This is a genomic window from Uliginosibacterium flavum, assembly GCF_040566545.1.
GTDB classification, from domain to species: Bacteria; Pseudomonadota; Gammaproteobacteria; order Burkholderiales; family Rhodocyclaceae; genus Uliginosibacterium; species Uliginosibacterium flavum.
This window is the reverse complement of record NZ_JBEWZI010000002.1, coordinates 307,291-334,235: the sequence shown is the minus strand read 5'-3', so window position 1 is coordinate 334,235 and position 26,945 is coordinate 307,291. Positions and strand designations below refer to the sequence as shown.

The window sequence follows — 26,945 nt, the reverse complement described above, 5'->3', positions numbered from 1 at the left end:
TTCATGGCGCGCTCTCTGAGTGCTGCGTCACGGGCCGGCATGCATGCCGGCCAAGCCTTCCTGAATTGAAGAGAAATATCGGAGTCATGATGACCGAACAAGAATTCCAGGCGCTTGCCGCCCAGGGCTACAACCGTATCCCGCTGACCGTCGAGACCTTTGCGGATCTCGACACCCCGCTGTCCATCTACCTCAAGCTCGCCAACGAGTCCTATACCTATCTGCTCGAATCTGTGCAGGGCGGTGAGCGCTTCGGGCGTTACTCCGTGATTGGCCTGCGCGCCAATACGCGCATCGAAGTGCGCGGGCGCAGCGTGCTGCTGTTGTCCAACGACCGCATCGTCGAGCGTCGCGACTATGGCGATCCGCTGGCCTACATCGGCGAGTACATGCAGCGCATCAAGGTGCCGCCCTTTGCCAGCCTGCCACGTTATTGCGGCGGTCTGGTCGGCAGCTTTGGCTACGACACGGTGCGCTACATCGAACCCAAGCTGGCCCAGAGCGAGCCCAGGGACGATCTGGATCTGCCGGATATCGTGTTGCTGCTGTCCGAAGAGCTGGCGATTGTCGACAACCTTTCCGGCAAGCTGACGCTCGTCGTGTATGCCGAGCCGGAAGTGCCGGGCGCCTACAAGCGTGCCCAGCGACGTCTCGTCGAGCTGGTCGCCAAGTTGCGCGAGCCGGTCGCCATTCCGGCCGACGTGCGTACCACGCCACAGCCGGCGGTATCGAGTTTTGGTCAGGAAGGCTTCAAGGCTGCCGTGCAGCGCGCCAAGGATTACATCGTCGAGGGCGACATCATGCAGGTGGTGCTGAGCCAGCGCATGAGCAAGCCCTTCGCGGCCAGCCCGATGGCGCTGTACCGCAGCCTGCGCGCGCTGAATCCCTCGCCCTACATGTTCTATTTCAACTTCGAGGATTTCCATGTCGTCGGCACCTCGCCGGAGATCCTGGTCAAGCTCGAACATGATGGTGATCAGCAACTGGTGACGGTGCGGCCGATTGCCGGCACGCGTCGGCGCGGCGCCACGCCGGAAGAAGATCTGGTGCTGGAAAAAGAGCTGCTGGCCGATCAGAAGGAACTGGCCGAGCACTTGCAGCTGCTGGATCTGGGTCGCAACGATGTGGGCCGCGTGGCAGCCACCGGCACCGTCAAGGTAACCGAGCAGTTCGTGGTCGAGCGTTATTCTCACGTCATGCATATCGTGTCCAACGTGGAAGGTGTGTTGCCGCCGAATCAGGACAAGCGTGCTGCGGCGCTGTCCGTGCTGCGCGCGACCTTCCCGGCGGGCACCGTGTCCGGTTCGCCCAAGGTACGCGCCATGCAGATCATCGACGAGCTGGAGCCGACCAAACGCGGCGTGTATGCCGGCGCGGTGGGCTGTATCGGTTTCGATGGCGATGTGGATGTGGCGATTGCGATCCGCACCGCGGTGATCAAGGATGGCATCCTGCACGTGCAGGCCGGCGCTGGCATCGTTGCCGATTCCAATCCTGAGTCCGAATGGCAGGAAACCCTCAGCAAGGCGCGCGCGGTGATCCGTGCTGCCGAGATTGCTGAGGGCGGGCTGGATACGCAGCTCGACTGAAGCCTGAAGAGCCTCGCTGGGCGCGGCTCTTCAGGCAGCTGATTGCAGGAAATGCGCAGCCTTGCGCACTGCGCCAAAAAATGCAGGACGCGACATGTTTTTCCGCCGGCCATCTGGCCCGCTGTTTGATCAACAAGGAGCTTGGCAATGCAGAACTTCAGCTACTACAACCCCACCCGCATTCTCTTCGGCCAGGGCCAGATCGCCGCGATTGCCGGCCAGATTCCAGCCGGTGCCAAAGTGCTGGTCACCTATGGCGGTGGCAGCATCAAGAAAAACGGCGTTTACGATCAGGTCAAGGCCGCGCTGAAAGATCATCAATGGTTGGAGTTCGGCGGCATCGAGCCGAATCCGCGCTATGAAACGCTGATGCAGGCGGTCGACATCGTCAAGCGCGAAGATGTGCAATTCCTGCTCGCCGTCGGTGGCGGTTCGGTGGCTGATGGCACCAAGTTCATCGCCGCCGCAGCCCGTTTCGAAGGCGCCGATCCCTGGGACATCCTCGCCAAGCACGCTCCGGTGGAGTCCGCTGTGCCGCTGGGCGTGGTGCTGACTTTGCCGGCCACTGGCTCCGAGTCGAATACCTTCGCGGTAATCTCGCGCGAATCCACGGGTGACAAACTCGGTTTCGGTAGCGAGCACTGTTATCCGCAGTTCGCCGTACTCGATCCGCAAACCACCTTCAGCCTGCCGCCGCGCCAGGTTGCCAACGGCATCGTCGATGCCTTTGTGCACACCATGGAACAGTACATGACCTACCCGGCGGATGCTCCGCTGCAGGATCGTTTTGCCGAAGGCATCATCCACACCCTGATCGAAGTCGGCCCGCAAGTGATGTCCAATCCACAGGACTATGCGGCCCGCGCCAGCCAGGTGTGGAGCGCGACGCTGGCCCTGAACGGCTTGATCGGCTGCGGCGTGCCACAGGACTGGGCCACCCACATGATCGGTCACGAAATCACCGCCGAATTCGGTCTGGATCACGCCCAGACCCTGGCTGTGGTGATGCCCGGTCTGTGGCGCAACCGTCGCGAAGAGAAACGCGCCAAACTCCTGCAGTACGCCGACCGCATCTGGGGCATCAATACGGGCAGCGAAGATGAGCGTATCGAAGCGGCGATTGCCGCGACTGAAGCCTTCTTCGAGTCACTTGGCGTGCACACACATCTGTCGCTGTACGGCGTGACGGATGCCGCACTGGCGCCGCAGAAAATTGCCGACCGCCTCACCAGGCATGGCTTCTTGAAGATTGGCGAGCATGGCAGCATCACCCCGGCCATTGCTGGCGAGATCCTTGCGACGCGGATTTGATCGTACGGAGTGGCCGAAGAGCCGCGCCTGGATTGGCTGAACGGAAGTCATTCCTGAAGACCTTTGCTGGAAGCGGTTCTTCGGGTATGCATGGTTTTGTTTTTGAATGTCTCCGCTAGGCTTACTGAAATAGAGGCGCCCAGGCGGTGCGCCTCAATCATGAAAGGTGATCACCATGCTGGATGGAACCCGGGAAGGCGAAAGACGCGAAACCATCGACGAGTTGTCGGATCTGCTCGTGGTTGTCCAGGAGATGGGCCGGAGGTTGGCTGATGAGTCTCACGGAGACTCTTATGCCAAGGTCAGAGAGCTGAATGAGATTCTGCATCAGGCGCGCAACCAGTTGAATAAAATCAAGGACGATACCGGGGGCTGACTGGTGGCGTGGTCTGGCCCGCAATTCAGGTGTGAGATGGCCGAAGTGGCGCGTCTAAACGGATGAGTGCATGCCCAGAATTATTGATGACAGCCGGTTTTGTTTTGTTAAATTTGTTAAAATCGCGGCGCTTAAAAGCCGCGTTGCGGCGGGCATACCACAAATCAACATGGTGACAATTGTGAACAAAATATACCGTTCGTTTAATGGCAGTTTGCTGGCCAGCATGCTTCTTTCCGTGACTCTGTTGTCCGGTTGCGCCGTTGGCATGAAGGTTACCGTTCAGGACGTAACACCGTCGACCGCGAAATACGCTATACCTGCCAGTGCTGCACCGGTACCTTTGTATTTCAGCGACGAACGTACTGCCGAGAACAAGGTTGCTTTCATCAATCCTTTTTTTGGGATGAGCGTGACCGATAGTGCTGAAAAGCCCTTGGAGCCAGTGACGTGGCTTAGCGCCAACATCATCAGGGAAATGACGGCACGCGGCCTTCCTGTGCAGCGTGCAACCAGTGCAACTGGCGCCAACACGGTTGTCATCAAGCGTTTGTTCATTGAGTCGCGTCGGGTCAGTGGTTTTTCTCCGTTCGAAACCTTCACCAGCGTCAGTGCTGATGTTGTTACCGCTTCGGGTACGCAGCGGATCGTAGCTTTCATCAAACGCGGCAAGGTGCCGGTCTGGTCGTTCAACGAAATTTACGATCCGAATTACAACCAGCCCCTGGCTTTGGCTGCCAAAGAGTTTTCTGCAAAGCTGGCGCGCATCCTTTTCGATGCCAAGCTGAGCGACGCACAGGTTGATGCTGCTATTGCCAAGACCAGCGGCGCGACTCTGGACTATCGTGATGTACATGAACTGGGCTTCAGCAACAATGTGCGTGCCATTCCTCAGCTGGTGAAGCTGAGCGCGCACAAGGATGACGAGGTGCTGCAAGGCGCAATTTCGTCTCTGGGGATGCTGCGCGCGACCGAGCAGTTTGACTTGCTCAAGAAGCAGGCTGAGAACACCAAGGATGACTGGGAAGACCGTGCGACCGCGCTCAAGGCAATTGGCGATCTAGGGTCGACCAGCGCGCTGGCTTACTTGAAGGCCGAGCGCACGCGCCTGGAGAAGCTGACGGATGCAGAGTCCGTGCGTACCAAAGGCTTGATCGGTCTGTATCTGGACTAAGTCGGATTTTGTTTGCATCAAAAAGCCCGGTTCTCCGGGCTTTTTGCTTTTGGGCAGATCTATCGAGCCGTGTCGGCGGGCTTGGCGCTTTCCCGGTGCCCTCCGGGTTGTTAGAATGTCCCCACAATGCGGCGCAAATCTCTCCTTCTTCGCAAGTCTTCCTTGTTTCGCTGGTGGCGTTAGCCATCCTGCACAGATTTTGCGCGTCCCCCTGCGCGCGCCCAGCCCTGAGGGGAATTACCGGATGTGGAGTCAAGGCGGCGAGCTTGCTGCCCGTGAAGTTGCCGTGTCCGGTTGCAACACCTGAATTCAAGATCTGGAGAATGCCATGCTGCTGATGATCGACAACTACGACAGTTTTACTTACAACATCGTGCAATACCTCGGCGAGCTGGGGGCAGATGTGCGCGTGTTCCGCAATGACGGCATCACTATCGAGCAGATCGAGGCGATGGCGCCCGAGCGCATCGTGATTTCGCCGGGGCCGTGTTCGCCGGCCGAGGCGGGGATCTCGGTGGCGACGATCAAGCACTTTGCCGGCAAGCTGCCAATCCTCGGCGTGTGTCTGGGCCACCAGAGTATCGGTGCGGCTTTCGGCGGCAAGATTGTGCATGCCAAGCAGCTGATGCACGGCAAGACTTCGCCGATCCAGCACGCCGACGTGGGTATCTTCAAAGGCCTGCCGCAACCCTTCACGGCGACGCGTTATCACTCGCTGGCGATTGAGCGCGAAAGCTGCCCGGATTGTCTGGAAATCACCGCTTGGACCGATGATGGCGAAATCATGGGTGTGCGCCACAAGACGCTGCAGATCGAGGGAGTGCAGTTTCACCCCGAGTCGATCATGACCGAGGGTGGTCATCACCTGTTGAAGAATTTTCTGGAGATCTGAGCCATGACCCCACAACAAGCCCTGCAGCGAGTCATCGAACACCGCGAAATTTTCCATGACGAGATGGTTGATCTGATGCGTCAGATCATGTCCGGCCAAGTGTCGCCGGTGTTCATCGCGGCGATCATTGCGGGTCTGCGCGTGAAAAAGGAAACCGTCGGCGAAATTGCCGGTGCTGCGACGGTGATGCGCGAACTGGCGACCAAGGTGCCCGTGAAGTCCGATCGAACGGGCCTCGTTGATACCTGCGGCACAGGCGGCGACGGCGCCCACACCTTCAATATCTCGACCTCGGCGATGTTCGTGGCTGCTGCAGCGGGTGCGCGCGTGGCCAAACATGGCGGGCGCGCTGTGTCCTCGCAGTCTGGCTCGGCCGATGTGCTGGAGGCATTGGGGGCGAATCTGAATTTGAGCCCGGAGCAGGTCGGTCAGTGCATCGACGAGATCGGCGTGGGTTTCATGTTCGCGCCGAATCATCACAGCGCGATGAAGCATGCCGCGCCGGTGCGTCGTGAGCTGGGCGTGCGCACGATCTTCAATCTGCTCGGTCCGCTGACCAATCCGGCCGATGCGGCGAATCAGGTGATGGGCGTTTTCCACCCGGATCTGGTCGGCATTCAGGTGCGGGTGCTGGAGAAGCTGGGGGCGCGCAATGTGCTGATCGTGCACGGCATGGAAGGCCTCGACGAAATCTCTATCTCGGCGCCGACGCTGGTCGGCGAGCTGCGCGATGGCGTCGTCCGCGAATACCGCCTGACGCCCGAAGATGTCGGTTTGCCGCTGCATGCTGCCTCCGCGATCCGGGCGGCGAACGTTGAGGATTCGAAGGCGATCCTGCTTGGCGCGCTGAACGGGACGATCCCTGCCGCGCGCGACATCGTCGCCTTCAACGCCGGCGCCAGCCTGTATGTGGCCGGCGTGGCGGAGTCATTGGCGAATGGCGTGGAACGCGCGCTGGATGTAATTGCCAGCGGGGCGGCGACGCGCAAGCTGGACGCGTTTGTCGAACGTACGCGGACCTGGCTGTAGAGCCGTGCGGAGCGGACTTCTGCAGGCATGCACCCTGAAGACGACCGCTGGGTGAGGGTCTTCGGGGTGCTGCTGTTTCAGCCTTGTTCTGCCTTCACGGGCACTCGTCTCAAGTTGTGGCCACAGCGGCCGAATCTCTTGGGGTGACCCGGTGCTCTGCCGGGTGGATACGCATTCCCGGGAGACAAGGCATGTTCAGACTTCTCAGCTTGCGCGCCAAGCTGCGCTTGATCAATCTGGTCGCCTTGGCGGCTTTGCTGGCCATCGGCCTGGCTTCATTGCAGGCGCGTCGCGAGACCATGATGGACGGGGTTCGCCAGCAATTGCGCGACCAGATGAGCATCGTATTCACGATGTTCGATTATTACCGGGCGCAGGCCGATGCCGGCAAGCTGCCGCTGGACGAGGCCAAGAAACAGGCCCTCGAAACCCTGCGCAAGATCCGCTATCAGGAGAAAGAGTTTTTCAGTGTCGGCACCATGGAGCCGGTGATGCTGATGCATCCGGCCGTGCCAGCACTTGAAGGCAAAAATTTCGGCGGTCTTAAGGACAAGAACGACAAGCTCTTCATCGCCGAAATGGTGGACAAGGTGCGCAAGGATGGCAGCGCCTATGTCGAATACTGGTGGCCCAAGGCGGGCGAGAAAGAGCCCTCGCCAAAACTGTCGTATGCGCAGCGCTACGAGGGCTGGGACTGGCTGGTGAATACCGGCATGTATATCGACAACATCGATCAGCAGTTCTACCGGGCGACGGCCTGGTTCGTCGGCGCTCTGATCGCCGTGGCGCTGCTGGTGATGGCGCTCTCCAGTCTGCTCGGGCGCAGCATCGTGCAGCGTCTGGGCCACATGCAGGAGGTGATGGGCAAGGTGGCGAGCGAGCGCGATCTGACCCGCGAGATCGAAGCCGGCCAACAGGATGAATTCGGCAAGCTGGGCAAGAGTTTCTCCAGCCTGCTCGGTGCCTTGCGTCAATCCTTGCAGGCGATTGGCAGCCAGGCTTCGCATCTGGATGAAATGGCCGGCGGCGTGGCCGATGACTCGCGTGCGGTGTCGCAGAGCGCCGATCAGCAATCGAAGGCGGCGCAGGCGGCGGCCAGCACGCTTGAAGAGTTGACCGTCAGCGTGTCGCAGATTGCCGAACGATCCAGCGAAATCTCCAGCCTGTCAGCCCGCAACAGTGAAAGCACGCAGCACGGCAACTCCCGGCTGGCGCAGCTGGTGCAGAAAGTGAGCGAGGCCGAGCAGGTGCTCAGCGGCGGCATCACGCAATCGGTACAGGCCTTCAGCGAGAACATGCAGCAGATCAGCCAGATCACCGGATATGTCAAAGAGATTGCCGATCAGACCAATCTGCTTGCCCTGAATGCGGCCATCGAGGCGGCGCGTGCGGGCGAGGCCGGGCGGGGTTTTGCGGTGGTGGCGGACGAGGTGCGCAAGCTGGCTGAAAACTCGGCCAAATCCGCCAGCCAGATTGAAAGCATCACGCACCAGCTCGACGAGCATTACCGCAATGTCGGCAGCAATATCGAGATTGGCTGTCGCCTGCTGGCGGAAAGCAGTGAGGCCGCAGCGGTGGTGGTGAGCGTCCTTGATGAGGCGCGCAGCACGGCCGAAGCGACTTGCGCGGGCGTGGCGGAAATCAATCTGTCCGTGGCCGAGCAGCGCAGCGCGCTGGAAGAGTTGGCACGCAATACCCAGGTGATTTCCGATATGGCGGAGCGCAATGTCGCCGTGGCTCAGCGCAGCAGCAGTACGGCCGAGGAGCTGGAGCGTGTTTCCAGCGATCTGGTCGGCACGATGGGGCAGTATCGCTACCGCTGAGAGCGAGGGGCGCGAGTGCCCGAACTTCCCGGTAATGGCGCTGTGTTCGGCAGTATTTATCCCGCATCCGTGCGGAGATGAAAGGGTGGTCGGAATGGCTTTGGGACTGGTGCGTGATGAGACCCGTGTGGCGTAAATTCCGCCGCTGGTATTTCAGACATCGGGATCGGATGCTCGATCTGGGCGTGTTGGTGCTTGCATGTCTGATCGGCGCAATCTGGCTGTTTGGTCTGGATGCCTTGGGCGCACGCCAATGGCTTCCCGCTGGCTCCGGCGCACAGGCTGCCAAGTGGTTGATCTGGCTTGGTCTGGTGCTGGTGTTGCAGACCCTGTTCGCATGGCGGCGCTGGCAAGAAATTGACACATTGCAGGCCGTGGCGGAAACCGATGTGCTGACCGGCGTGCACAATCGTCGCAAGATCGAAAGCCTGCTCTCCCACGAGTTTGACCGGGCGCTGCGTTACGGGCGGCCACTCTCCATCGTCATGCTCGATGTTGATCACTTCAAGCAGGTCAATGACACTCACGGGCACGCTGTTGGCGACATGGTGCTTGCCGCAATTGCGCGACGTATCCGGCGCCGGATGCGCTTGTCGGATCATTTCGGGCGCTGGGGAGGCGAGGAATTTCTGCTGATCTGCCCCGAAACCGACACCACCGATGCCATGCTGGTCGCAGACCGCATGCGCCGTACCATCAGCCAGCGACCGGTTCACAAGGCAGGCATCGTGACCGCCAGTTTCGGCGTCAGCTCCTATGCCGGGCAAGGGGATTACGGCGTGCTGGTAGATGAGGCCGATTCCTACCTGTACATCGCCAAACATCAGGGGCGTGATCGGGTTATCAGCCGGATGATCGTGATGGTGCAGTCCAGAATGCGCAGTGAAGGCATGCCCATGGATGAACCGGATTTCGCCGGAATGCCGGGCGCTTCGCCGCTGTCGACCATGTTATCGACGATTGTCGCGCCCTTGCGGCGAAAAACCCGGAAGCTTTGAGTCTGATGCTTTGGCCGCCTTGTTTTTGAGCGCATCCAGCGCCACCGAGCCGCAAGCTGTTGGCCGCCGGGGGTTTGCCAGTAACATGCAGCCTGACTGGATTTCTGCAGCAACTCGCCGCGTTTTGTCTTGAGTGGCGGATTCGTTTGTGAATTTTGGAACGCGCGCTGGGCGGGATTGTTGGCGGCGCCATGACGTGCCAGTTGAAGGAGTTTATCGAGCATGCCTGTAGAGCCGCGCGGGGCGGACTTGTGCAGGTATATGCCGTGAAGATGCCCGCTGGGTACGGCTCTTCGGGCATGGATACTTGGAGTGTGGTGATGAAGCAGGAGTCCGGATCGGACGGGCAAGCTGGTTTCGCCCTCGACGAAGAAGCCAAGGCGCAGAAGCTGGAACGCCTGCGCCAGCGTTTGCAGGCGGCCACGCCCGCAACGCAGAAACCGGTGCGGCGTTACGAATGGGATGTGCGGCGCACGGTCATGGCCGTGTTTCTGGTGCTGGTGTTCGGGCTGGCGATTGTTGCGGGCAGCGGCGTATTCAAATGACAAAGCGGCCGTCGGCCGCTTTTTTCTTGTCCATGAGTGTTCCGGTGCTCAGGCCGGTCGTTTGGCGTGCTTGTAGTCGTGACTACCCAGCCGGGCGTAGCGATGCAGGATGAAATCGGCCATGACGACCTGACCCGCTTCCTCTTGCGGTGGGCGCGTCACATTTAGACGCTCGGCCAGAAACAGGCGTCCCAGCATCAGGCTGCGCCATTCCTCGCCGCCCAGCATGGCGTAGAGCCGGGTGTTATCAAGTTTCGCAGCGCGCAACAGGCGGATGGCTTCACGTGGCGGGCGGCTCATGATGGTGGCCAGACTCATCTTGTTGAGCACGGCCGTATCCAGTGCTTCGTAAAAAGCACGCGTCTGCGCGCCACTGAAGGATTGGTAGTGGGCATGCCAGTCGCTGCGATGCAGGGGAATCAGGTCGGTCTGCGGCTGGCTGAGCCAGTACAGATTCCAAGCTTGCGAGTCGGCATATTTGTGCATGAGCCGAAAGATGCAGTGCTCCGTGTCAGGCAGGGCGTAGTAGTCCGGCGAGCGCGGTGCGTACATCACAATGTTGTTCCAGAGTCTCATGACCGTGCTCCTGATGCTGACCGGTCGTAAATCACCGATCCTTGAGAGCTTTAACGGCCGGGCAGCGAGCTGGTTGAGACAGCTGAGGGCTGGAAGCGTAGTTTTTTGTTACAGGTGCGGTCGGTGTCAGACCGTTTGTTCGGGTTTGCTGCGATGCAGGACGACTATCTGCTTGTTTTGTATGGGACCACAGCTGCTGCAACTGCTGCAGCCGCTTGAACAGCCGGCGCTGTTTGCGGGCTTTCCGCAAAGCTCACCCAGCCAGGCCGGCAGCCCGGCGCGGCGGATCGCGGCGCCTAGCCGGGCGAGCAGACGCGGCGCGAAGCGGCGCAGTGCAAAGCCGATGCTGGCGGCGATGATCACGCCGACCAGCAGGGGTTCGAGGATGGCGTAGGCGTTCATGTCAGCAGCAGCGTCAGGCGGTAGACCAGCAAGGACGCGGCATAGGCCATGCCCGTGAGCATCGCGGTGGCCCACAGGGTGATCTTGAGCGAGCCGGTTTCACGGCGGATCACCGCCAGTGTGGCCAGACATTGCGGTGCGAATACATACCAGGCGAGCAGCGACAGTGCGGTGGCCAGCGACCATTGGGCCGCCAGGGCGCTGCCCAAAGCCATTTCGGTGGCGCCTTCGCCTTCGGCGGCAATCGCATACACCGAGGCGAGTCCCGAGACGGCGACTTCACGCGCCGCCAGGCCGGGGATCAGGGCGACGCAGATCTGCCAGTTGAAGCCGATGGGCTCGAAAATCACGGCCAGGGCGCGACCGATGTGACCGGCGAAGCTGTACTCGATGGCCGGGCGCGTCCAGTCCGCCGGCGGAGTCGGGAAGGTGGATAGCACCCATAGCAGTACCGACAGGGCGAGGATCAACGTACCCGCACGGCGCAGGAAGATCATGGCGCGTTCGCGCAGGCCGATGAACAGGTCACGCGGATTGGGCAGGCGCCAGGCCGGGATTTCCAGCAACAGCGCGTGCTCGGCGAGCTTGCCACCGAAGCGCCGACCGATCAGCGCCACCAGCAGGGCGCCGACGATGCCCGCCATGTACAGGGCGAACAGCACCAGACCTTGCAGATTGAAAACGCCGGCCACCGTTTGCGAGGGGATGAAGGCGCCGATCAGCAGTGCATACACCGGTAGACGGGCCGAACAGGTCATCAGCGGGGCGACCAGGATGGTGAGCAGGCGATCGCGCGGATCGGGGATGCTGCGCGTGGCCATGATGCCCGGAATGGCGCAGGCAAAACTTGACAGCATGGGGATGAAGGCGCGCCCGGACAGGCCGGCGCCGACCATGAAGCGATCCAGCAGGAAGGCCGCGCGGGGTAGATAACCGGATTCTTCGAGCACCAGGATGAAGAAGAACAGGATCAGGATTTGCGGCAGGAAGACCAGCACGCCGCCGGTGCCGGCGATGATTCCGTCGACCAGCAGGCTGCTCAGCATGCCCGCCGGCAAGTTTGCCGCGACCTGCGCGCCGACCCAGCCGATGCCGGATTCGATGCCATCCTGAAACGGGCCGGCCCAGGCATATACCGCCTGGAAGACGAACAGCATGATGGCCGCGAGAATTGCCAAGCCCGCCACGGGATGTAGCACCCAGCGGTCAATCGTAGCGTCCAGCGGACTGGTCGGATCGGGCATGTGCACGGCATGGGCGATCAACAGGCGAGCTTCGGCGTGCAGGTCGGCATCGGCCGCCGAGGCCGGTGGAATCTCAGGCAGATGCCCATCCAATGCGGCGATCAAGGCAGCGGCGCCTTCGTGGCGCACGGCGATGGTTTCCACGACCGGGAAGCCGAGTTCCTGTTCGAGGATTTTGGCATCGATGATGATGCCGCGTTTGCGTGCTGCGTCGGCCATGTTCAGGGCCAGCACCATGGGCCGGCCGAGGCGTTTGAGTTCCAGCACGAAGCGCAGGTGCAGGCGCAGATTGGTGGCGTCGGCCACGCACAGCAGCAGATCGGGCAGGGTTTCGTCGGGGTGCTGACCCAGACACACGTCGCGCGTGACCGCTTCATCCGGGCTGGTGGCGTTCAGGCTGTAGGCGCCGGGCAGATCAAGCACGCGCACCTTGCGGCCGGACGGCAGTTCCATCTGGCCTTCCTTGCGCTCGACGGTGACTCCAGCGTAGTTCGCCACTTTTTGGCGGCTGCCGGTGAGGCGATTGAAGAGGGCGGTTTTGCCGCAGTTCGGGTTACCAACCAGCGCGATCGACAAAGGCAGGGGGAGGGCGATCTCAGACATGCGCAACCTCCACACGCGCCGCTTCGCTGCGGCGCAGGGCAAAGCGGGTGAAGCCGATCTGGACCAGCATGGGGTCGGCGCCGAACGGCCCGTGCGCGACCAGGCTGACCGGCTCGCCAGCCACAAAGCCCAGATCGCGCAAGCGCATGGCAATGGGGTCGGGCTCGGTCAGATTGCTGACGTCAACGACGGTGGCACGGGTGCCCAGAGTGAGTTCAGAGAGTTGCATGGTGCTACGCCTGAGAATTGTTCGCAGTTGAGAATACTTCTCATTGACTGCTTTGTGAAGAGGGTTTTGTCAGAAATTTGCGAAAGATTGTTTCCAGATTTGCTAATTACTGACTGGTTAGTTAGTATTGATTGTCGACTTTCTGCTCGTCCGTCTTGCCCATGTCCGCTCTGCCTACCCCAGCCCGTCAGCGTCGCAAAGATGCCCGTCCCGCCGAATTGCTGGCGGCGGCGCTCGACGTGTTTGTCGAGAAGGGTTTTGCGGCGACGCGGATGGAAGACATTGCCCGGCGTGCCGGTGTTTCCAAAGGCACGGTGTTTCTTTATTTCGAGAGTAAGCAAGCTCTGTTCCGGGCTGTGGTGCAAGAGGCTGTCGTGCCGCATCTCGCGGCGGGCGAGGCGCTGGTCGAGGCGGCGGACCGGGCCCCTGCGCAACTGTTGCCCGAATTGCTGCGACGTTACTGGCAGGTGCTTGGCGATGCACGCCTGGCCGGCATTCCCAAGCTGGTGATGGCCGAAGCGGGCAATTTCCCGGAGGTCGCGGCCTTCTATCACGAGAATGTCGTGCAGCGCGGGCGTGCGCTGTTCATGGCGGTGCTGGAGCGCGGCATGCAATCCGGCGAGTTTCGTGTCGGCGATCCGCTGGTGCTCTGTCATTTGGCTATCGCGCCGCTGATGTTCAGCTGCATGTGGCGGCAGACGCTGGCCTGCTGCGATACCGAATCGATTGATCCCGAAATCTTTGTCCAGACGCATCTGGACATGTTCATGCGTGGCTTGCTGGCCGATCCGGCTGGCGAAAGGAAACCGGAATGAAAACAGCTCTGCTCGCCCTCATGGCAGCAATCTCCCTGCTTGGCTGCAAAAAGGCGCCAGAACCCACCGTGGCCCTGCGCCCGGCTGTGGTGATGACAGTCAAGGACGGTGCCGATGCCACGCTGTTCGCTTATTCGGGCGAGGTGCGCTCGCGCTATGAAGTGGATATGGGCTTTCGCCTCGGCGGTAAGCTGATCGAACGCCGCGTGAATCTGGGCGATGCGGTGCGCAAAGGTCAGGTGCTGGCGCGCCTCGATCCGCAGGATGTGCGCCTGTCGGCCTCGGCGACAGCGGCTCAGGTGAGCGCGGCACAAGCCGATCTGACCCTGGCCAAGGCCGAGTACGAGCGTGCGCAGAATCTGTTTGCGCAGAAATTCCTCAGCGGCAGCGCAGTCGATACGCGCCGTACCCAGTTCGAGGCGGCTCAGGCCAGGCTCAAGCAGGCGCAGGCGCAGAACAATGCTTCCGACAATCAGGTCGGCTACACCAGCTTGCTGGCCGAGCGTGATGGTGTTGTGACGGCGTTGCCGGTGGAAACGGGGCAAGTCGTGGCGGCGGGGCAAGTGGTCGTGCGTATCGCCGATCCGGCGCAGCGCGAGGTGCTGACCTGGATTCCCGAGGGGCGTGCCCGTCAGTTCAAGCCCGGCCAGGCTGCGCTGGTGCGCGTATGGGGTTCGCTGGATCAGACCTATCCGGGCGTCCTGCGCGAAATTGCCGCCAGTGCCGATGTGAGTACCCGCACCTATGCTGCGCGCATCAGCGTGCCGACGGCTGATGAGCGTTTCAGTCTGGGGGCAACGGCGGCAGTGGGTTTCGTGGAAGCGAGTGCCGCAAGCTCGGTGCGCGTGCCGCTGGCAGCGGTACTGCGTGGTGCAGGCAAGCAGGCGCAGGTGTGGATTGTCGGGGCTGACAACGTGGTGCAGGCGCGGGCCGTCGAGGTGGAAAATTATGGCGACGAGATGGTCGTGCTGCGCAGCGGCCTGGCGATGGGCGAACGCATCGTGACGGTGGGCGCCTATGCGCTGACCGCGGGCTTGAAGGTCAATCCGGTCGAGCAGACCGCGCCAGTCGTGCTGGATGTGAAACGATGAAAAAATTCAACCTGTCGGACTGGGGCCTGCGCCATCCCCAGCTGATCCTGTTCGTGATGCTGGTGCTTACGCTGATTGGTTTGAGCGCCTATACGCACCTCGGCCAGAGTGAAGATCCGCCCTTCACTTTCAAGGTGATGGTGATCTCCAGCAATTGGCCGGGCGCGAGCGCACGTGAGGTCGAACTGCAAGTTACCGACAAGATCGAGAAGAAGCTGCGCGAGATGAACGAGATCGAAACCCTGCGCAGTTTTTCGCGCCCGGGCGGCTCGCAGATTATCGTGGTGGCAAGGGATTCGCTGCATTCCAGTGCGATGAAGGATGTCTGGTATCAGGTGCGCAAGAAGGTCGGCGATATCCGCCAGAGCCTGCCGGCCGGCGTAAACGGCCCCTATTTCAATGACGAGTTCGGCGACACCTTCGGCAATATTTTTGCGCTGAGTGGGGAAGGCCTTTCCTACACCGAGCTCAAGCGTTATGCCGAGGCGATCCGTCAGGAGTTCCTGACTGTACCGGACGTGGCCAAGGTCGAGTTCTTTGGCGAGCAGGAGCAGCGCGTTTATGTCGAATTTTCGCCGCTGCGCATGGCCACGCTGGGCATCGATCCGAAAGTACTGATGGCGGCGATTGCCGAGCAGAATTCGAAAATTTCCAGTGGCTATTTCGAACTGGCGGATGAGCGCATCTATCTGCGTCCGCAGGGCGAATTCGATACGCTGGAATCGATGCGCGCACTGCCGATCCGTGCCGGTGGGCGTACCATTCGCCTCGGTGATGTGGCCGAGGTGAAACGCGGCTACGTCGACCCGCCATCGAGCAAGATGCGCTTCATGGGCAGCGAAGCGCTTGGCATCGGCATTTCGATGCGCGCCGGCGGCGACATCATCGCACTGGGCAAGCATCTGGATCAGGCCACGGCGAAGATTGACGCGCAACTGCCGCTTGGTGTGAAGATGGCTCGGGTGGCCAACCAGCCGCGCGCTGTGGCCGAATCGGTGCAGGATTTCGTGCGCTCACTGACCGAAGCGGTGGTCATTGTGCTGGCTGTAAGCCTGCTTTCGCTGGGCTTTCGCACTGGCGTGGTGGTGGCGATCAGTATCCCGGTGGTATTAGCGATTACTTTCCTGTTCATGCACATGCTCGACATCGGGCTGCACAAGATTTCTCTGGGCGCATTGATCCTGGCGCTCGGTCTGCTGGTGGATGACGCGATCATTGCCGTGGAAATGATGGCAACCAAGATGGAGCAGGGCTGGGAGCGCGCCCGCGCGGCGAGCTTTGCCTACACTTCGACAGCCATGCCGATGCTGTCGGGCACGCTGGTCACGGCGGCGGGCTTCCTGCCGATTGCCACGGCAGCGTCTTCGACCGGCGAATACACGCGCTCAATCTTCGAGGTCACGGTGATCGCCCTGCTGGTGTCCTGGGTCGCGGCCGTACTCTTCGTGCCCTATATCGGCTATTACCTGCTGCCGGATTTCAGCAAGCGCTCGGGCAAGACCGGCCTGATCGTGCGCGTGCTGGCGAAGATCGCGCCGCGCCTGGCGGTGCGCCTGATCGAACGCTCCACGCACACCCACGCTGAGGCAGCGATTTACTCCACGCCTTTCTACGAGCGTTTCCGCAGTACGCTGGTCTGGTGCGTGCAGCATCGCTGGCTGGTGATTGGCGCGACCTTGCTGAGTTTTGCGGTGTCGATCTGGGGTTTCCGCTTCGTGCCGCAGCAGTTCTTTCCGGATTCGACGCGCCCCGAATTGTTGGTCGATCTGCGCCTGCAGCAGGGCGCTTCGGTCAGCGCCGTGGAAACCTCGGTCAAGCGTATCGAAGCCTTTTTGCAGAAACAGGAGGGCATCGAGAATTACGTCGCCTATGTCGGTGGTGGCAGCCCGCGCTTCTATCTGCCGCTGGATCAACAGTTGCCGCAGGCCAATTTTGCCCAGTTCGTGGTGCTCACCCACGGCATCCAGGCGCGCGAGGCCTTGCGCACGCGCCTGATCGAGCTGTTCAGGACGGATTACCCGGAGCTGCGCGCCTCGATCAACAGGCTGGAGAATGGCCCACCCGTAGGCTTCCCGGTGCAATACCGGGTCAGTGGGCCGGATCAGGCGCAATTGCAGCAGATCGCCGACAAGATCGCGGTGCTGATGCGCGGCAATGCCCAGTTGGCGAACGTGCAGAAGGACTGGGATGAGGCGTCCAAGGTCGTGCGCATCCATATCGATACCGAGAAGGCGCGGATTGCCGGCATGTCGCGGCAGGACGTGCAGCAATTCATGGCCACCGCCCTCAACGGCGGCAGCGTGACGCAGTTCCGCGAAGGCAGCGAAACCATCGAGGTTTATCTGCGTGGCGCGCGGCGAGATATCGGCATGGCCTTTCTGTCGGAGATGACGATTCCGAACGGCAGCGGGCGCGGTGTGGTGCTGTCGCAGATCGCCACGCTGGACTATGACTTTGAGCCCGGCATCATCTGGCGCCGCAACCGCTCGCCGACGGTGAATGTACGCGCCAGTCTGTACGGTGCGGTCCAACCGTCCGAGGTGGTCAAACAGCTGGCGCCGCAGATCGCGCAGATTGAACAGGCCTTGCCCTTGGGTTATCACTTGGAGGTCGGCGGCTCGGTCGAAGAAAGTGCCAAGGGCGGCAAGTCCGTTGCCGCCGGCGTGCCGCTGTTCATTCTGGTGGTGCTGACTATCCTTATGTTGCAGTTGCAGAATTTTGCGCGCGTGGTGATGGTCGTACTAACGGCGCCGCTGGGCATGATCGGCGTGACCCTCGCCTTGCTCGGCTTCGGCCAGCCCTTCGGCTTCGTCGCGATGCTTGGGACGATTGCCTTGTCGGGCATGATCATGCGCAACTCGGTGATCCTGATTGATCAGATTGATCAGGACGAGAAAGCCGGTGTCGAGCCTGCCAAGGCCATCGTCGAGGCCACCGTGCGGCGCTTCCGGCCGATCATCCTGACCGCGGCGGCGGCCATTCTGGCGATGATTCCGCTGTCGCGATCCGCCTTCTTCGGGCCGATGGCGGTGGCGATCATGGGTGGTCTGTTTGTGGCGACGCTGCTGACGCTGCTGTTCCTGCCGGCGCTGTACGCAGCCTGGAACCGCACGCCTTACCGTGAGGTTTGAGGGGTGAAATGGCGTGCTTGGAGAGGCACATGTGGTAAGCCTCTTCAGGTATGGCTGCTGCACAGGCAAGCTGGGCGCGGGTCTTCGGACTATTGTTGATGGTGAGCTTGAGCCGCTTTTTTAGGGGTTAAAATCCAGCCCACCCCGCGCAGACGACAGAGGATAAGAACATGGATATCGAACAAGCCCGCTTCAACATGATCGAACAGCAGATCCGCACCTGTGACGTGCTCGATCCGGGGGCGCTGGAGGCGTTGGCCCAGGTCAAGCGCGAACGCTTCGTGCCGGCCCATCTGCAGGCGCTGGCGTTTGCCGAAATCGAAGTGCCGATCGGCAAGGGCCAGACCATGCTCGAACCGAAGACCGCAGCCAAGGCTTTGCAGGCATTACAACTCAAGCGTGGCGAACACGTGCTGGAAATCGGCACGGGTTCGGGCTACATGGCCGCCCTGATGGCGGCGCGTGGCGCGCATGTGTGCTCGCTGGAGATCGAACCGGAACTGGCCGCGCAGGCGCGTCGCAATCTGGACCGGGCTGGTGTGGACAATGTTCTGGTGGAGGACGCCGATGGTGCCGCTGGCTGGGCCGAGCATGCACCTTACGATGTGATCATCGCCTCCGGCGCGGTCGATAGCATTCCGGCCAACTGGCGCGAGCAGCTCAAAGTAGGCGGCCGCTTGTTTGCCTTCGTCGGCCGTGCGCCGGTGATGCGGGCAATCCTGGTGACGCGGGTGAGCGCCAGCGAATACCGCGAGCACGGCGTTTTTGAAACCGTGGTGCCGGCACTCAAACTGGCAACACAGTCGCAATTCGTGTTGTGAGCATCAACATGGTGACGAGCCTCAGCGCGGAAGAATTGCAAGCCTGGCTGGCTGATCCGGCGCGGCCGGCGCCCTTGTTGCTGGATGTGCGCGAGGCCTGGGAACACGAATTCTGCGCTCTCGATAATTCGCAACTGCTGCCCCTCGCGCAGGTGCCGGCCGGGGCCACGGAGCTGGATCGTACGCGTGAGCTGGTGTGCATCTGCCATCACGGCATGCGCAGCATGCGCGCCGCCGCCTATCTGGCGCAGCAGGGTTTTGAAAAAGTGTATAACCTGACCGGCGGCGTGGATGCATGGGCAAGGCGGGTCGATCCGGCGATGCCGACCTATTGAGAATTCAGGGTTTTATCAGGAGACGGGAATGAAACACGCAGTTGTTGTGCTTGCTGCCATGCTTGGCGCGGGTGCCGTGCAGGCCGCTGATCTGCTTGAAATCTATCGCGACGCCACTTTAAGCGACACCAAGTTTGCCAGTGCCCGCATGCAGCTTGAAGCCGGGCGCGAGAAATATCCGCAGGCCCGCGCCGGCCTCTTGCCAACGCTGACCCTGAGCGGCTCCAGCACTTATAACCATGTGAATGCCACGCTGCCAGCCGAGCGTGAGTATGCCTTCAACAGCAATACTTACACTTTGCAATTGGTTCAGCCGCTGTTCCGCTGGCAGAACTGGGTGGCGCTCAGGCAGGGCGAGCTGCAGGTTGGCCTTGCCGAGGCTCAATACGCGGCCGCGCAGATGGATCTGATGCTGCGCAGTGCCCAGGCCTATTTTGATCTGCTCAATGCGCAGGATGTGCTCAACACGGTGACCCAGCTCAAGACGGCGGCAGGCGAGCAACAACAGCTGTCGAAGAAAAGTTTCGAAGTAGGCACCGTGACGGTGACCGACGTGAATGACGCACAGTCGCGTTTCGATCTGGCTTCGGCACAGGAAATTGCCGCGCAGAACGACGTGAACGTCAAACGCGAAGCCTTGCGCGTGCTGATCAACAAGGAACCGCCCGAACTCGCGCGTTTGCGTCAGGGCATGAGTCTGGCCCAGCCTTTGCCGGCCGATGTCGAAGCCTGGGCGCAAGCTGCAGTGAAAGACAATCTGGACGTGCAGGCGCAGCAGATCGCTCGCGAGATAGCCGCGCGCGAGGTTGAGCGTAACCGCGCGGGCCATCTGCCGACTGTCGATGCGGTGGGCACTTACAGCCGCAACCATTCCGGTAATGGCAGTAACAACACACCTTCACAGAGTCGTAACTGGACGGTCGGTGTGCAGGCTTCGCTGCCGCTGTTCCAAGGGGGCGCGACCCAATCCAAGGTGCGTGAATCGGCAGCATTGTCGGAAAAATCGAAAGAAGATCTGGAAACCGTCAAGCGTGCTGCTTCGCAACTGGCGCGCCAGTCCTATCTGGGCGTAACCAGCGGCGTGGCGCAGGTCAAGGGCTACGAAGCGGCCGTGCTGTCGAGCACCAGCTCGCTGGAATCCAACAAGCTTGGCTATCAGGTCGGCGTGAAGATCAATAAGGACGTGCTGGACGCCCAGTCCCAGCTCGCCGATGCCGCGCAGAAACTGGCCAAGGCGCGTTACGACACGATCATGGCGCAGGTGAAACTCAAGCAGTCGGTCGGCGTGCTGTCGATCAAGGATCTGGAAGAGGTGAATGCGCTGCTGGATCGCTGAGCTTCAGCGGTTTGCAGAACGGAAAAGGGCGCGGCAAGCGCCCTTTTCCGTTCACGGAGATGGAATGTGGGTTTTGTGCCGGGGCTACGTTTCCGTAGGGCCGAACCTTCGACAAGCTCAGGAGAGCCTTCAGTCGGCCATCCACGCGTGGCGTGCGACTGAAGTCGCACCTACGAAAGGCAGATCGTGCCGGAGACATGCCGGCAGAGCCGCATGGAGCGGACTTCTTCGGCGAGCATGCCTGAAGAAGTCCGCTCCATGCGGCTCTTCGGGCAGACTTGTTCAGGCCTTCAATACGGCGTTAATGGTCTGCAGCGTGCGCGCCGTGGCGCCACGATTACTTGCCGCAAAACCTTGTCCGGCGCGGCTCATGGCCTGCAGCGTGGCGCCATTGGCGAGCAGGGCAGCACAGACTTGCAGGGCTTCGTTCAGATCGCTGCAGCGTCGTGCGGCCCCGGCTTCGATGGCCTTGGCGGCGGCCTCGGTGAAGTTGAAGGTGTGCGGCCCGACCAGCACCGGCGCACCGGCCGCGCAGGCTTCGATCAGGTTCTGTCCGCCCAAGGGCTGCCAGCTGCCGCCGATGATCGCGACATCGGCCATGCCGTAGTAGGCCAGCATTTCGCCCATCGAATCGCCCAGCCAGACGCGGGTGCCCGGCGCGATGCGCAGACCCGCGCTGCGCCTGGCGTAGATGAGATTTTGCCCGGCGATCCGCGCGGCGACTTCGTTGAAGCGCTGGGGGTGGCGGGGAACCAATACCAGCAAGACTTCCGGCGGGGCATGCCGGGAGAAGGCCGCCAGCAGCGGCTCTTCCTCGCCCTCGCGGGTGCTGGCTGCCAGGATTACCGGCCGGCCGGCTGCCGCTGCTTTGAACTCGGCGCCTAGCGCCAACAGGGCCGGCGCGAGTTCCAGGTCGAATTTCACATTCCCCGTCACTTCGACGCCGCTGGCGCCGCAGGTGGCAAGGCGCTGCGCATCGTCAGGCGTCTGGGCGAGGACTTTGGCGAAGCGCGCGAAGGTATCGCGGGCGAGGCCGCCCAGCTTTTGATAGCCGCGCGCCGAGCGGGCCGAGAGGCGTGCATTGACCAGCAGCATTGGCACCCCGGCAATGCCGGCGGCGTGCATCAGGTTCGGCCACACTTCGGTTTCCATTACCACGCCTAGCTGTGGTCGGGCGCGGGCGAGGAAACGGCGTTGCGCCCAGGGAAAGTCATAAGGCAGATAGCTGCGGGTGACGCGCTCTTCCTTGCCGAAGAGCTCCCCGCTGGCCGCGCGGCCAGTCGGCGTCATGTGGCTCAGCAGGATTTCGTGCTGCGGGTGCTGGGCGAGCAGGGCTTTGATCAGCGGCTGGGCCGCGCGGGTTTCGCCCACCGACACGGCATGCAGCCAGATGCGCGGGCGTTCGCCGATCAGCGGCGCAGCGCCGAAACGCTCGGCCAGATGCTGCAGGTATTCCGGTTGCTTGCGCGCCCGATACAGCAGGCGCAGGCCGATCAGGGGCAGAGCCAGATGCCACAGCACGGAGTAGAGCAGGCGAATCATGCGTGGACCTTGGTGAGCAAGGATTGAAGGCTGGCGAGCACGAGCTCGGGCGAGGGTATTTGCCCCTTGCCGCCCAGATTGACCGCCTGCACGCCGGCAAACACGCCCGTCAGGCCCGGATCGGTCGCTACATACAGCGCCACCACCGGGCGATCCAGAGCCGCCGCCAGATGCGTCAGGCCGGTATCCACGCCGACCACGCCCACTGCGCCCGCCAGCAGCGTGGCCAGTTCATTCAGCGAGGAGGGCGGCGCAACAGTGGCGCCGGGGATGCTGGCCGCAATGCGGGTGGCGCGTTCGCGTTCGCGTGGGTTGCCGGCCGGCAGCACACAGCGCAGTCCTTGCGCGGTCAGGTGCTGACCCAGTCGCGCCCAGTTTTCTTCCGGCCAGAGCTTGTCGTCGCGGCTGGTGGCACTCAGCAGTACGCAGTAGGCAGGCTGGAGAACCGCACCCGGGGTGGCTTGCGGGGCATGGATGCCGTAGCGCAAGGCTGCGGGCTGCTCGTAGGCACATGCCGCGGCAGACAGCCAGCGGTTGCGCTCCACCGCGTGGGCGTTCGGCGGGATCAGATATTTGCAATCGTAGAACCAGGCCGCATGCCGTTCGCGTGCGACCTCTGCGTTGTAGCCACAGCGCAGGCCACGGGCGAGGCGGGTGATGATCCCGCTCTTGATCAGGCCCTGGGTGTCGAGGATCAGGTCGTAATACGGCGTGCGTAACTGGCGGACAAATTCGCGCATCTCGGCCCAGGTCGCGCGCTGCCCCAATTGCTTGCGCCAGCGCCGCAGCGCCATAGGCAGCACCGTGCGCACCCCCGGATGCAGGCGCGGGATCTCGGCAAACGCCTCTTCCACAACCCAGTCGATGGCGATATTCGGCCAGATGCGGCGCAGGTCGCTGACCACCGGCAGGTTGTGGATCACATCACCGAGCGAAGAGGTTTTAACGAGCAGGATCGAGCGCATGGCAGTTTTGTATCAGTCGCAGTGCGACTCTCGAAGCTCCCCTCGCCCGTTTCGGGGAGAGGGGCTGGGGGAGAGGGCTGACTTCCGTCGCGCCATGTCCGCTAGAATGAGCGCCGGATTGTAACCCTTGACGCTGCCCATGACTGAACGCCTGCCGCTGTCGGCCGTACTGATTACCCTGAACTGCGTCGGCCCTTTGCGTGCCACGCTGGACTCGCTGCGCTTCTGCGAGGAAATCGTGGCCGTGGATTCGGGCAGTACGGATGGCACCATCGAGTTGCTGCAGGAGTTCGGCGCCAAAGTGATCGTCGAGGAATGGCGCGGCTTCGGGCCGCAAAAACAGTTCGCCATTGATCAGGCTGCGCATGACTGGGTGCTGTGTATCGATTCCGACGAGATCGTCTCGATGGAGCTGCGTGCCAGCATCGAAACTGCGCTGATCCAGCCCGCTTTCCAGTTCTATGAATTTCCGCGCAGCAACCGTTTTCTCGGCCGTTACCTGCGTCACGGTGAAGGCTATCCGGACTTGTCCCTGCGTCTGTTCGACCGCCGCCAGGCCCGCTGGTCAGACGATATCGTGCACGAAAAGGTCATCACGCTTGGAATCGTCGGGCGTTTGCAGGGTGATCTGCTGCACCATTCGGAAGACAACATCGAAATCTACCTAGCCAAACAGAACCGCTATACCACGCTGGCGGCCAAGGCCCTGATCGAGGAAGGGGCGCAGGTTCCATTTGCCAAGCTTCTATTCAGCCCGTTTTTCCGTTTTATCAAATTTTACTTTTTGCGCGGCGGCTGGCTAGACGGCACGCCAGGCCTGATTCACATCCTGATCGGTTGTTTCAACAGCTTCGCCAAGTATGCGAAAATGATCGAGTTCTCGCGGCGCTGAAGCCGCGTTTATTTTTGTGCAGCAGCCCTGCCGTTGTCCTGAAAGCGCCTCTTCTATGAAAGTTCTCGTTACCGGCGCCGCCGGCTTCATCGGCATGCACACCTCGCTCCTGCTTCTGCAGCGTGGCGACGAAGTCGTGGGTCTCGACAATCTGAACGACTACTACGATCCGCAGCTCAAGCTGGATCGTCTGGCGCAACTCACACCCTTTGCCAATTTCCGTTTCGTTAAACTCGATCTGGCTGATCGTGACGGCATCGCCAAGCTCTTCGCGGAAGAGAAGTTCGAACGTGTTGTGCATCTGGCCGCCCAGGCCGGCGTGCGTTATTCGCTGGAAAATCCACATGCCTATGTGGATTCAAATCTGGTCGGTTTCGTGAATATCCTCGAAGGCTGCCGCCATAACGCCGTGCAGCATCTCGTATATGCCTCCAGCTCCAGCGTGTACGGCGGCAACGAGAAGACGCCCTTCTCCGAGCACGATCCTGTGGATCATCCGGTCAGTCTCTACGCGGCGACCAAGAAGGCCAACGAGCTGATGGCCCACACTTACAGCCATCTTTACAACATCCCCACGACCGGCTTGCGCTTCTTCACCGTGTACGGTGCCTGGGGCCGACCGGATATGGCGCCCTGGCTGTTCACCAGCGCAATCCTCGAAGGCCGCCCGATCAAGGTCTTCAACCACGGCAAGATGCTGCGTGATTTCACCTATATCGACGACATCGTGCAGGGCGTCGTGCGCACGCTGGATCTCCCTGCCGAGCCGGACGCGGCCTATGACGGCAAGGCGCCGAACCCCGGCACCAGTCGCGCGCCTTATCGCGTCTTCAATATCGGCAATCAGGATCCCGTGCCGCTGATGGACTTCATCGCCGCCATCGAGGCTGCGACCGGCAAGACCGCCGAAAAAGATTTCCAGCCCATGCAGCCGGGCGATGTGCCGGTAACTTCGGCAGATGTTTCTGCGCTGACGGCCTGGTCCGATTTCAAGCCGGACATGCCGATTGCTGAAGGCATGGCGCGGTTTGTGGCCTGGTATCGCGGGTATTTCCGCCTGTCGGCATGAGCGACACGGGACATAGCGCCGGTCGCAGTATCCTGCGCGGCATGCTGTGGGTGGGTGGTTTCGTGTTCCTCGCCAAGCTGGCCGGGGCCTTCAAGGAGATGGCCGTTGCCTCCGGCTTCGGCACGGCACCGGCGGTCGATGGCTATCTGCTGGCCTTCAATGTTGTGAATTACCCGGTGGCGTTAGCGCTGGGTGTGGTTTCGATCGTGCTCGTACCTCTGTCCGCGCGCCTGCAGGGCGGAGACAAGGCGGAACTTCATCGTTTTCGCAGCGAATTGCTGGGTTGGACGCTGGCTGCCGGGGTGTTGATTGGCGTTGGTCTCTTTCTGTGTGCCCCGGTTTTGCCGCAGATCGTGCATGGGCAAGGCGGGGGGATTGGCGAGGGTATGCTGCAAGTGCTGGCCCTTATCGTCCCGTTTGGTTTGATCTCCAGTCTGCTGGCTTCGTGGATGCTGGCCGCCGGGCGGCATTTGAATACCTTGCTGGAAGCGGTGCCCTCGCTGGTTCTGTTGCTGGCCTTGCTTCTGCTGGATGCCCGGCCCGCCGTGCTGATCTGGGGGACTGTGTTTGGTTTTGCCGTTCAGGCCGGCACTTTTATCTGGTTCGCGCGGCGTGCTGGGGAGTTTGAAGTTCCTCGATTGTCTTTCAAAGCGCTGGCTTGGATCGATTTCCGGCGTGGCTTTGGGGTAATGTTGTTCGCTCAGGCGCTGACGGCGCTGTTGCCCTTATTGGATCAGTTTTTCTGTGGGTCGCTCGGCGATGGTGCAATTTCCACCCTCGGCTACGCCAACCGGATCATGGCTTTGTTGCTGGGGCTCGGTGCTACCAGCCTGAGCCGTGCCTGTCTGCCTGTGCTGTCCCGGGTGGTCGCAAAAGGGGAAGATCTGCGCGGTAGGTTGGGGCGCTGGGTGTTGCTGATTGTGGTTGCCAGCGTGGTTTGTGCTGGCGTTGCGGCTTTGCTGGCGCCGCAGGGGGTGCGCTTGCTGTTCGAGCGCGGAGCGTTCACGCCAGAGGATAGTGTTCAGGTAACCGAGGTTCTACGCTGGAGTCTGATTCAGATGCCGGCGTATTTTGTGGCTATCTTCATGTTCAACGTCATGGCAGCCACTCAGCGTCATGCCGTCTTGATAGTCGTAATTCTGCTCGGGATTGTAGTCAAGGCGCTGGCCTATGTGATTCTGATCGACTCGCTCGGACTTAATGGTGTCGTTCTATCTTCAGTTGTGATGCATTTGTTTTCTGCGCTCTGTTTGTGTTTGTATTTTTTCGGGACATGGAAAGAGTGAATGATTAGCTTGCGTGGATTGAAGCCATCAATTCACGCAAGACGGTTTATCTATTGGAGGCCAAAAATGGCACATCCGCAGCAGCTTCAATTCGTCCGCTCGGTCAGTCGAGCTCTGTCTGACAGTTATCGCGATCTCAGGATTCTGGAGATCGGTTCGTACGATGTGAATGGCGAAGTCCGGAAGGTGTTCGAAGGAAGCTCTTACGTCGGCGTAGACTTGACGGAAGGCCCGGGCGTCGACGTTGTGTGTGAAGGAGGGACGCTTGACCATCCAGACGCGTCTTACGAGCTATCTATTTCCTGCGAATGTTTCGAGCACAACCCTCAGTGGGTCGAAACTCTCCGGAACATGCATCGGATGACCCGACAGGGAGGCGTAGTGCTTGTTACCTGTGCGACAACAGGGCAGTTGGAGCACGGCACCACGCGTACCTCTCCGAAATCGTCACCGGGGACCCAGAGTGTCGGCTGGGACTATTACCTGAATCTCACGGAGAAAGACTTTCGACGGAGCCTGACGCTCGATGAATTATTCGAGCAGTATTTTTTCATCAAGAATCCGTATGTGTGCGACTTGTACTTCGTCGGGATTAAAAAAGGCGCTCCGCGACTTTTTGATGTTGACCTGCCTGCATTGAAAGCAAGAGCTCTGGAAGATCAAAAAAAGCTCCATGAGGAGATGCTTGTTTCGCAGGGCGGCTTATCGCTGCGCCAGCAACTTGTTCGGATGGCTTTTTTCCCTGTTCGCTTGGCGTCGGCCCTGCCGGACCGGACCTATCAGGGCTTTGCGCACTACTACGTCAAGCTCCTTGGGCTGCCGGGGAAAGTCATTCGAGTTCTGGTTGGCAAGGCGTGAATGAATGAGCTGT

25 protein-coding genes are annotated in these 26,945 nt (G+C 61.2%); 19 read left to right on the top strand and 6 right to left on the bottom strand.

Annotated elements, in window-relative coordinates:
* The first annotated feature begins 89 nt into the window (after positions 1–89).
* The 9 genes from trpE to ABXR19_RS03190 all read left to right on the top strand — a co-directional run bounded on the left by trpE (position 90) and on the right by ABXR19_RS03190 (position 9,737).
* On the top strand, positions 90–1,589 hold the full coding sequence (gene trpE, locus ABXR19_RS03230) for an anthranilate synthase component I (RefSeq protein WP_354599670.1): 1,500 nt from the start codon (positions 90–92) through the stop codon (positions 1,587–1,589).
* Between the two features lie 147 nt (positions 1,590–1,736).
* On the top strand, positions 1,737–2,900 hold the full coding sequence (locus tag ABXR19_RS03225; protein ID WP_354599640.1) for an iron-containing alcohol dehydrogenase: 1,164 nt from the start codon (positions 1,737–1,739) through the stop codon (positions 2,898–2,900).
* Between the two features lie 175 nt (positions 2,901–3,075).
* Positions 3,076–3,276: a hypothetical protein gene (locus tag ABXR19_RS03220; RefSeq protein ID WP_354599639.1), complete on the top strand. Its 201-nt coding sequence runs from the start codon at positions 3,076–3,078 to the stop codon at positions 3,274–3,276.
* A 70-nt stretch (positions 3,277–3,346) separates the two neighbouring features.
* Positions 3,347–4,450, top strand: a complete 1,104-nt coding sequence (locus ABXR19_RS03215) for a HEAT repeat domain-containing protein (protein WP_354599638.1) — start codon at positions 3,347–3,349, stop codon at positions 4,448–4,450.
* Positions 4,451–4,778: 328 nt separating this feature from the next.
* Positions 4,779–5,342 carry an anthranilate synthase component II gene (locus tag ABXR19_RS03210; RefSeq protein ID WP_354599637.1) on the top strand — a complete coding sequence of 188 codons (564 nt, stop codon included), beginning with the start codon at positions 4,779–4,781 and terminating at the stop codon, positions 5,340–5,342.
* Positions 5,343–5,345: 3 nt separating this feature from the next.
* On the top strand, positions 5,346–6,371 hold the full coding sequence (gene trpD / locus ABXR19_RS03205; protein ID WP_354599636.1) for an anthranilate phosphoribosyltransferase: 1,026 nt from the start codon (positions 5,346–5,348) through the stop codon (positions 6,369–6,371).
* Positions 6,372–6,562: 191 nt separating this feature from the next.
* The gene (locus ABXR19_RS03200) at positions 6,563–8,194 is read left to right on the top strand and encodes a methyl-accepting chemotaxis protein (protein WP_354599635.1); all 1,632 of its coding nucleotides are present in this window, start codon (positions 6,563–6,565) and stop codon (positions 8,192–8,194) included.
* Between the two features lie 116 nt (positions 8,195–8,310).
* Positions 8,311–9,192: a GGDEF domain-containing protein gene (locus ABXR19_RS03195; RefSeq protein ID WP_354599634.1), complete on the top strand. Its 882-nt coding sequence runs from the start codon at positions 8,311–8,313 to the stop codon at positions 9,190–9,192.
* A gap of 299 nt (positions 9,193–9,491) precedes the next feature.
* Positions 9,492–9,737: a hypothetical protein gene (locus tag ABXR19_RS03190; protein WP_354599633.1), complete on the top strand. Its 246-nt coding sequence runs from the start codon at positions 9,492–9,494 to the stop codon at positions 9,735–9,737.
* A 48-nt stretch (positions 9,738–9,785) separates the two neighbouring features.
* Here ABXR19_RS03190 and ABXR19_RS03185 read toward each other — a convergent pair whose 3' ends face one another.
* The 4 genes from ABXR19_RS03185 to ABXR19_RS03170 form a co-directional block, all read right to left on the bottom strand.
* Entirely contained in the window at positions 9,786–10,313 is a 528-nt protein-coding gene (locus ABXR19_RS03185) for a hypothetical protein (RefSeq protein WP_354599632.1), read from the bottom strand.
* A 126-nt stretch (positions 10,314–10,439) separates the two neighbouring features.
* Positions 10,440–10,715: a DUF6587 family protein gene (locus ABXR19_RS03180; RefSeq protein WP_354599631.1), complete on the bottom strand. Its 276-nt coding sequence runs from the start codon at positions 10,713–10,715 to the stop codon at positions 10,440–10,442.
* Positions 10,712–12,562: a ferrous iron transporter B gene (feoB, locus tag ABXR19_RS03175; RefSeq protein WP_354599630.1), complete on the bottom strand. Its 1,851-nt coding sequence runs from the start codon at positions 12,560–12,562 to the stop codon at positions 10,712–10,714. The genes ABXR19_RS03180 and feoB overlap by 4 nt, the downstream gene beginning before the upstream one ends.
* Positions 12,555–12,791, bottom strand: a complete 237-nt coding sequence (locus tag ABXR19_RS03170) for a FeoA family protein (RefSeq protein ID WP_354599629.1) — start codon at positions 12,789–12,791, stop codon at positions 12,555–12,557. The genes feoB and ABXR19_RS03170 overlap by 8 nt, the downstream gene beginning before the upstream one ends.
* A gap of 161 nt (positions 12,792–12,952) precedes the next feature.
* On the opposite strand from ABXR19_RS03170, the gene ABXR19_RS03165 reads away from it, so the two are divergent.
* The 6 genes from ABXR19_RS03165 (at position 12,953) to ABXR19_RS03140 (ending at position 20,320) form a co-directional block, all read left to right on the top strand.
* Positions 12,953–13,606: a TetR/AcrR family transcriptional regulator gene (locus ABXR19_RS03165; RefSeq protein ID WP_354599628.1), complete on the top strand. Its 654-nt coding sequence runs from the start codon at positions 12,953–12,955 to the stop codon at positions 13,604–13,606.
* Positions 13,603–14,697: an efflux RND transporter periplasmic adaptor subunit gene (locus tag ABXR19_RS03160; protein ID WP_354599627.1), complete on the top strand. Its 1,095-nt coding sequence runs from the start codon at positions 13,603–13,605 to the stop codon at positions 14,695–14,697. The genes ABXR19_RS03165 and ABXR19_RS03160 overlap by 4 nt, the downstream gene beginning before the upstream one ends.
* Complete coding sequence (locus ABXR19_RS03155) at positions 14,694–17,828, top strand: efflux RND transporter permease subunit (RefSeq protein WP_354599626.1); 3,135 nt, start codon at positions 14,694–14,696, stop codon at positions 17,826–17,828. Before ABXR19_RS03160 ends, ABXR19_RS03155 begins: the two co-directional genes overlap by 4 nt.
* A 170-nt stretch (positions 17,829–17,998) precedes the next feature.
* On the top strand, positions 17,999–18,649 hold the full coding sequence (locus tag ABXR19_RS03150; RefSeq protein WP_354599625.1) for a protein-L-isoaspartate O-methyltransferase family protein: 651 nt from the start codon (positions 17,999–18,001) through the stop codon (positions 18,647–18,649).
* A gap of 8 nt (positions 18,650–18,657) precedes the next feature.
* Positions 18,658–18,984 carry a rhodanese-like domain-containing protein gene (locus tag ABXR19_RS03145; protein WP_354599624.1) on the top strand — a complete coding sequence of 109 codons (327 nt, stop codon included), beginning with the start codon at positions 18,658–18,660 and terminating at the stop codon, positions 18,982–18,984.
* A gap of 28 nt (positions 18,985–19,012) precedes the next feature.
* Positions 19,013–20,320, top strand: a complete 1,308-nt coding sequence (locus ABXR19_RS03140; protein WP_354599623.1) for a TolC family outer membrane protein — start codon at positions 19,013–19,015, stop codon at positions 20,318–20,320.
* 282 nt (positions 20,321–20,602) lie between these two features.
* On the opposite strand, the gene waaA is transcribed toward ABXR19_RS03140, so the two are convergent.
* Together waaA and waaC are read right to left on the bottom strand one after the other, a co-directional pair.
* Complete coding sequence (gene waaA / locus ABXR19_RS03135) at positions 20,603–21,862, bottom strand: lipid IV(A) 3-deoxy-D-manno-octulosonic acid transferase (RefSeq protein WP_354599622.1); 1,260 nt, start codon at positions 21,860–21,862, stop codon at positions 20,603–20,605.
* Complete coding sequence (waaC, locus tag ABXR19_RS03130) at positions 21,859–22,827, bottom strand: lipopolysaccharide heptosyltransferase I (protein WP_354599621.1); 969 nt, start codon at positions 22,825–22,827, stop codon at positions 21,859–21,861. The genes waaA and waaC overlap by 4 nt, the downstream gene beginning before the upstream one ends.
* Positions 22,828–22,966: 139 nt before the next feature.
* Between waaC and ABXR19_RS03125 the strand changes: the two genes are divergently transcribed.
* The 4 genes from ABXR19_RS03125 (at position 22,967) to ABXR19_RS03110 (ending at position 26,932) form a co-directional block, all read left to right on the top strand.
* Entirely contained in the window at positions 22,967–23,719 is a 753-nt protein-coding gene (locus ABXR19_RS03125) for a glycosyltransferase family 2 protein (RefSeq protein WP_354599620.1), read from the top strand.
* 55 nt (positions 23,720–23,774) lie between these two features.
* Positions 23,775–24,788 carry an NAD-dependent epimerase gene (locus ABXR19_RS03120; protein ID WP_354599619.1) on the top strand — a complete coding sequence of 338 codons (1,014 nt, stop codon included), beginning with the start codon at positions 23,775–23,777 and terminating at the stop codon, positions 24,786–24,788.
* Positions 24,785–26,074: a murein biosynthesis integral membrane protein MurJ gene (murJ, locus tag ABXR19_RS03115; protein ID WP_354599618.1), complete on the top strand. Its 1,290-nt coding sequence runs from the start codon at positions 24,785–24,787 to the stop codon at positions 26,072–26,074. The genes ABXR19_RS03120 and murJ overlap by 4 nt, the downstream gene beginning before the upstream one ends.
* Positions 26,075–26,140: 66 nt before the next feature.
* The gene (locus ABXR19_RS03110; RefSeq protein WP_354599617.1) at positions 26,141–26,932 is read left to right on the top strand and encodes a methyltransferase domain-containing protein; all 792 of its coding nucleotides are present in this window, start codon (positions 26,141–26,143) and stop codon (positions 26,930–26,932) included.
* Positions 26,933–26,945 lie beyond the last annotated feature (13 nt).

Bases quoted from the DNA above. Each gene is read 5' to 3' on its own strand.
- trpE (WP_354599670.1), top strand. From the start codon at position 90: ATGACCGAACAAGAATTCCAGGCGCTTGCCGCCCAGGGCTACAACCGT.
- ABXR19_RS03225 (WP_354599640.1), top strand. From the start codon at position 1,737: ATGCAGAACTTCAGCTACTACAACCCCACCCGCATTCTCTTCGGCCAG.
- ABXR19_RS03220 (WP_354599639.1), top strand. From the start codon at position 3,076: ATGCTGGATGGAACCCGGGAAGGCGAAAGACGCGAAACCATCGACGAG.
- ABXR19_RS03215 (WP_354599638.1), top strand. From the start codon at position 3,347: ATGCCCAGAATTATTGATGACAGCCGGTTTTGTTTTGTTAAATTTGTT.
- ABXR19_RS03210 (WP_354599637.1), top strand. From the start codon at position 4,779: ATGCTGCTGATGATCGACAACTACGACAGTTTTACTTACAACATCGTG.
- trpD (WP_354599636.1), top strand. From the start codon at position 5,346: ATGACCCCACAACAAGCCCTGCAGCGAGTCATCGAACACCGCGAAATT.
- ABXR19_RS03200 (WP_354599635.1), top strand. From the start codon at position 6,563: ATGTTCAGACTTCTCAGCTTGCGCGCCAAGCTGCGCTTGATCAATCTG.
- ABXR19_RS03195 (WP_354599634.1), top strand. From the start codon at position 8,311: ATGAGACCCGTGTGGCGTAAATTCCGCCGCTGGTATTTCAGACATCGG.
- ABXR19_RS03190 (WP_354599633.1), top strand. From the start codon at position 9,492: ATGGATACTTGGAGTGTGGTGATGAAGCAGGAGTCCGGATCGGACGGG.
- ABXR19_RS03185 (WP_354599632.1), bottom strand. From the start codon at position 10,313: ATGAGACTCTGGAACAACATTGTGATGTACGCACCGCGCTCGCCGGAC.
- ABXR19_RS03180 (WP_354599631.1), bottom strand. From the start codon at position 10,715: ATGAACGCCTACGCCATCCTCGAACCCCTGCTGGTCGGCGTGATCATC.
- feoB (WP_354599630.1), bottom strand. From the start codon at position 12,562: ATGTCTGAGATCGCCCTCCCCCTGCCTTTGTCGATCGCGCTGGTTGGT.
- ABXR19_RS03170 (WP_354599629.1), bottom strand. From the start codon at position 12,791: ATGCAACTCTCTGAACTCACTCTGGGCACCCGTGCCACCGTCGTTGAC.
- ABXR19_RS03165 (WP_354599628.1), top strand. From the start codon at position 12,953: ATGTCCGCTCTGCCTACCCCAGCCCGTCAGCGTCGCAAAGATGCCCGT.
- ABXR19_RS03160 (WP_354599627.1), top strand. From the start codon at position 13,603: ATGAAAACAGCTCTGCTCGCCCTCATGGCAGCAATCTCCCTGCTTGGC.
- ABXR19_RS03155 (WP_354599626.1), top strand. From the start codon at position 14,694: ATGAAAAAATTCAACCTGTCGGACTGGGGCCTGCGCCATCCCCAGCTG.
- ABXR19_RS03150 (WP_354599625.1), top strand. From the start codon at position 17,999: ATGGATATCGAACAAGCCCGCTTCAACATGATCGAACAGCAGATCCGC.
- ABXR19_RS03145 (WP_354599624.1), top strand. From the start codon at position 18,658: ATGGTGACGAGCCTCAGCGCGGAAGAATTGCAAGCCTGGCTGGCTGAT.
- ABXR19_RS03140 (WP_354599623.1), top strand. From the start codon at position 19,013: ATGAAACACGCAGTTGTTGTGCTTGCTGCCATGCTTGGCGCGGGTGCC.
- waaA (WP_354599622.1), bottom strand. From the start codon at position 21,862: ATGATTCGCCTGCTCTACTCCGTGCTGTGGCATCTGGCTCTGCCCCTG.
- waaC (WP_354599621.1), bottom strand. From the start codon at position 22,827: ATGCGCTCGATCCTGCTCGTTAAAACCTCTTCGCTCGGTGATGTGATC.
- ABXR19_RS03125 (WP_354599620.1), top strand. From the start codon at position 22,967: ATGACTGAACGCCTGCCGCTGTCGGCCGTACTGATTACCCTGAACTGC.
- ABXR19_RS03120 (WP_354599619.1), top strand. From the start codon at position 23,775: ATGAAAGTTCTCGTTACCGGCGCCGCCGGCTTCATCGGCATGCACACC.
- murJ (WP_354599618.1), top strand. From the start codon at position 24,785: ATGAGCGACACGGGACATAGCGCCGGTCGCAGTATCCTGCGCGGCATG.
- ABXR19_RS03110 (WP_354599617.1), top strand. From the start codon at position 26,141: ATGGCACATCCGCAGCAGCTTCAATTCGTCCGCTCGGTCAGTCGAGCT.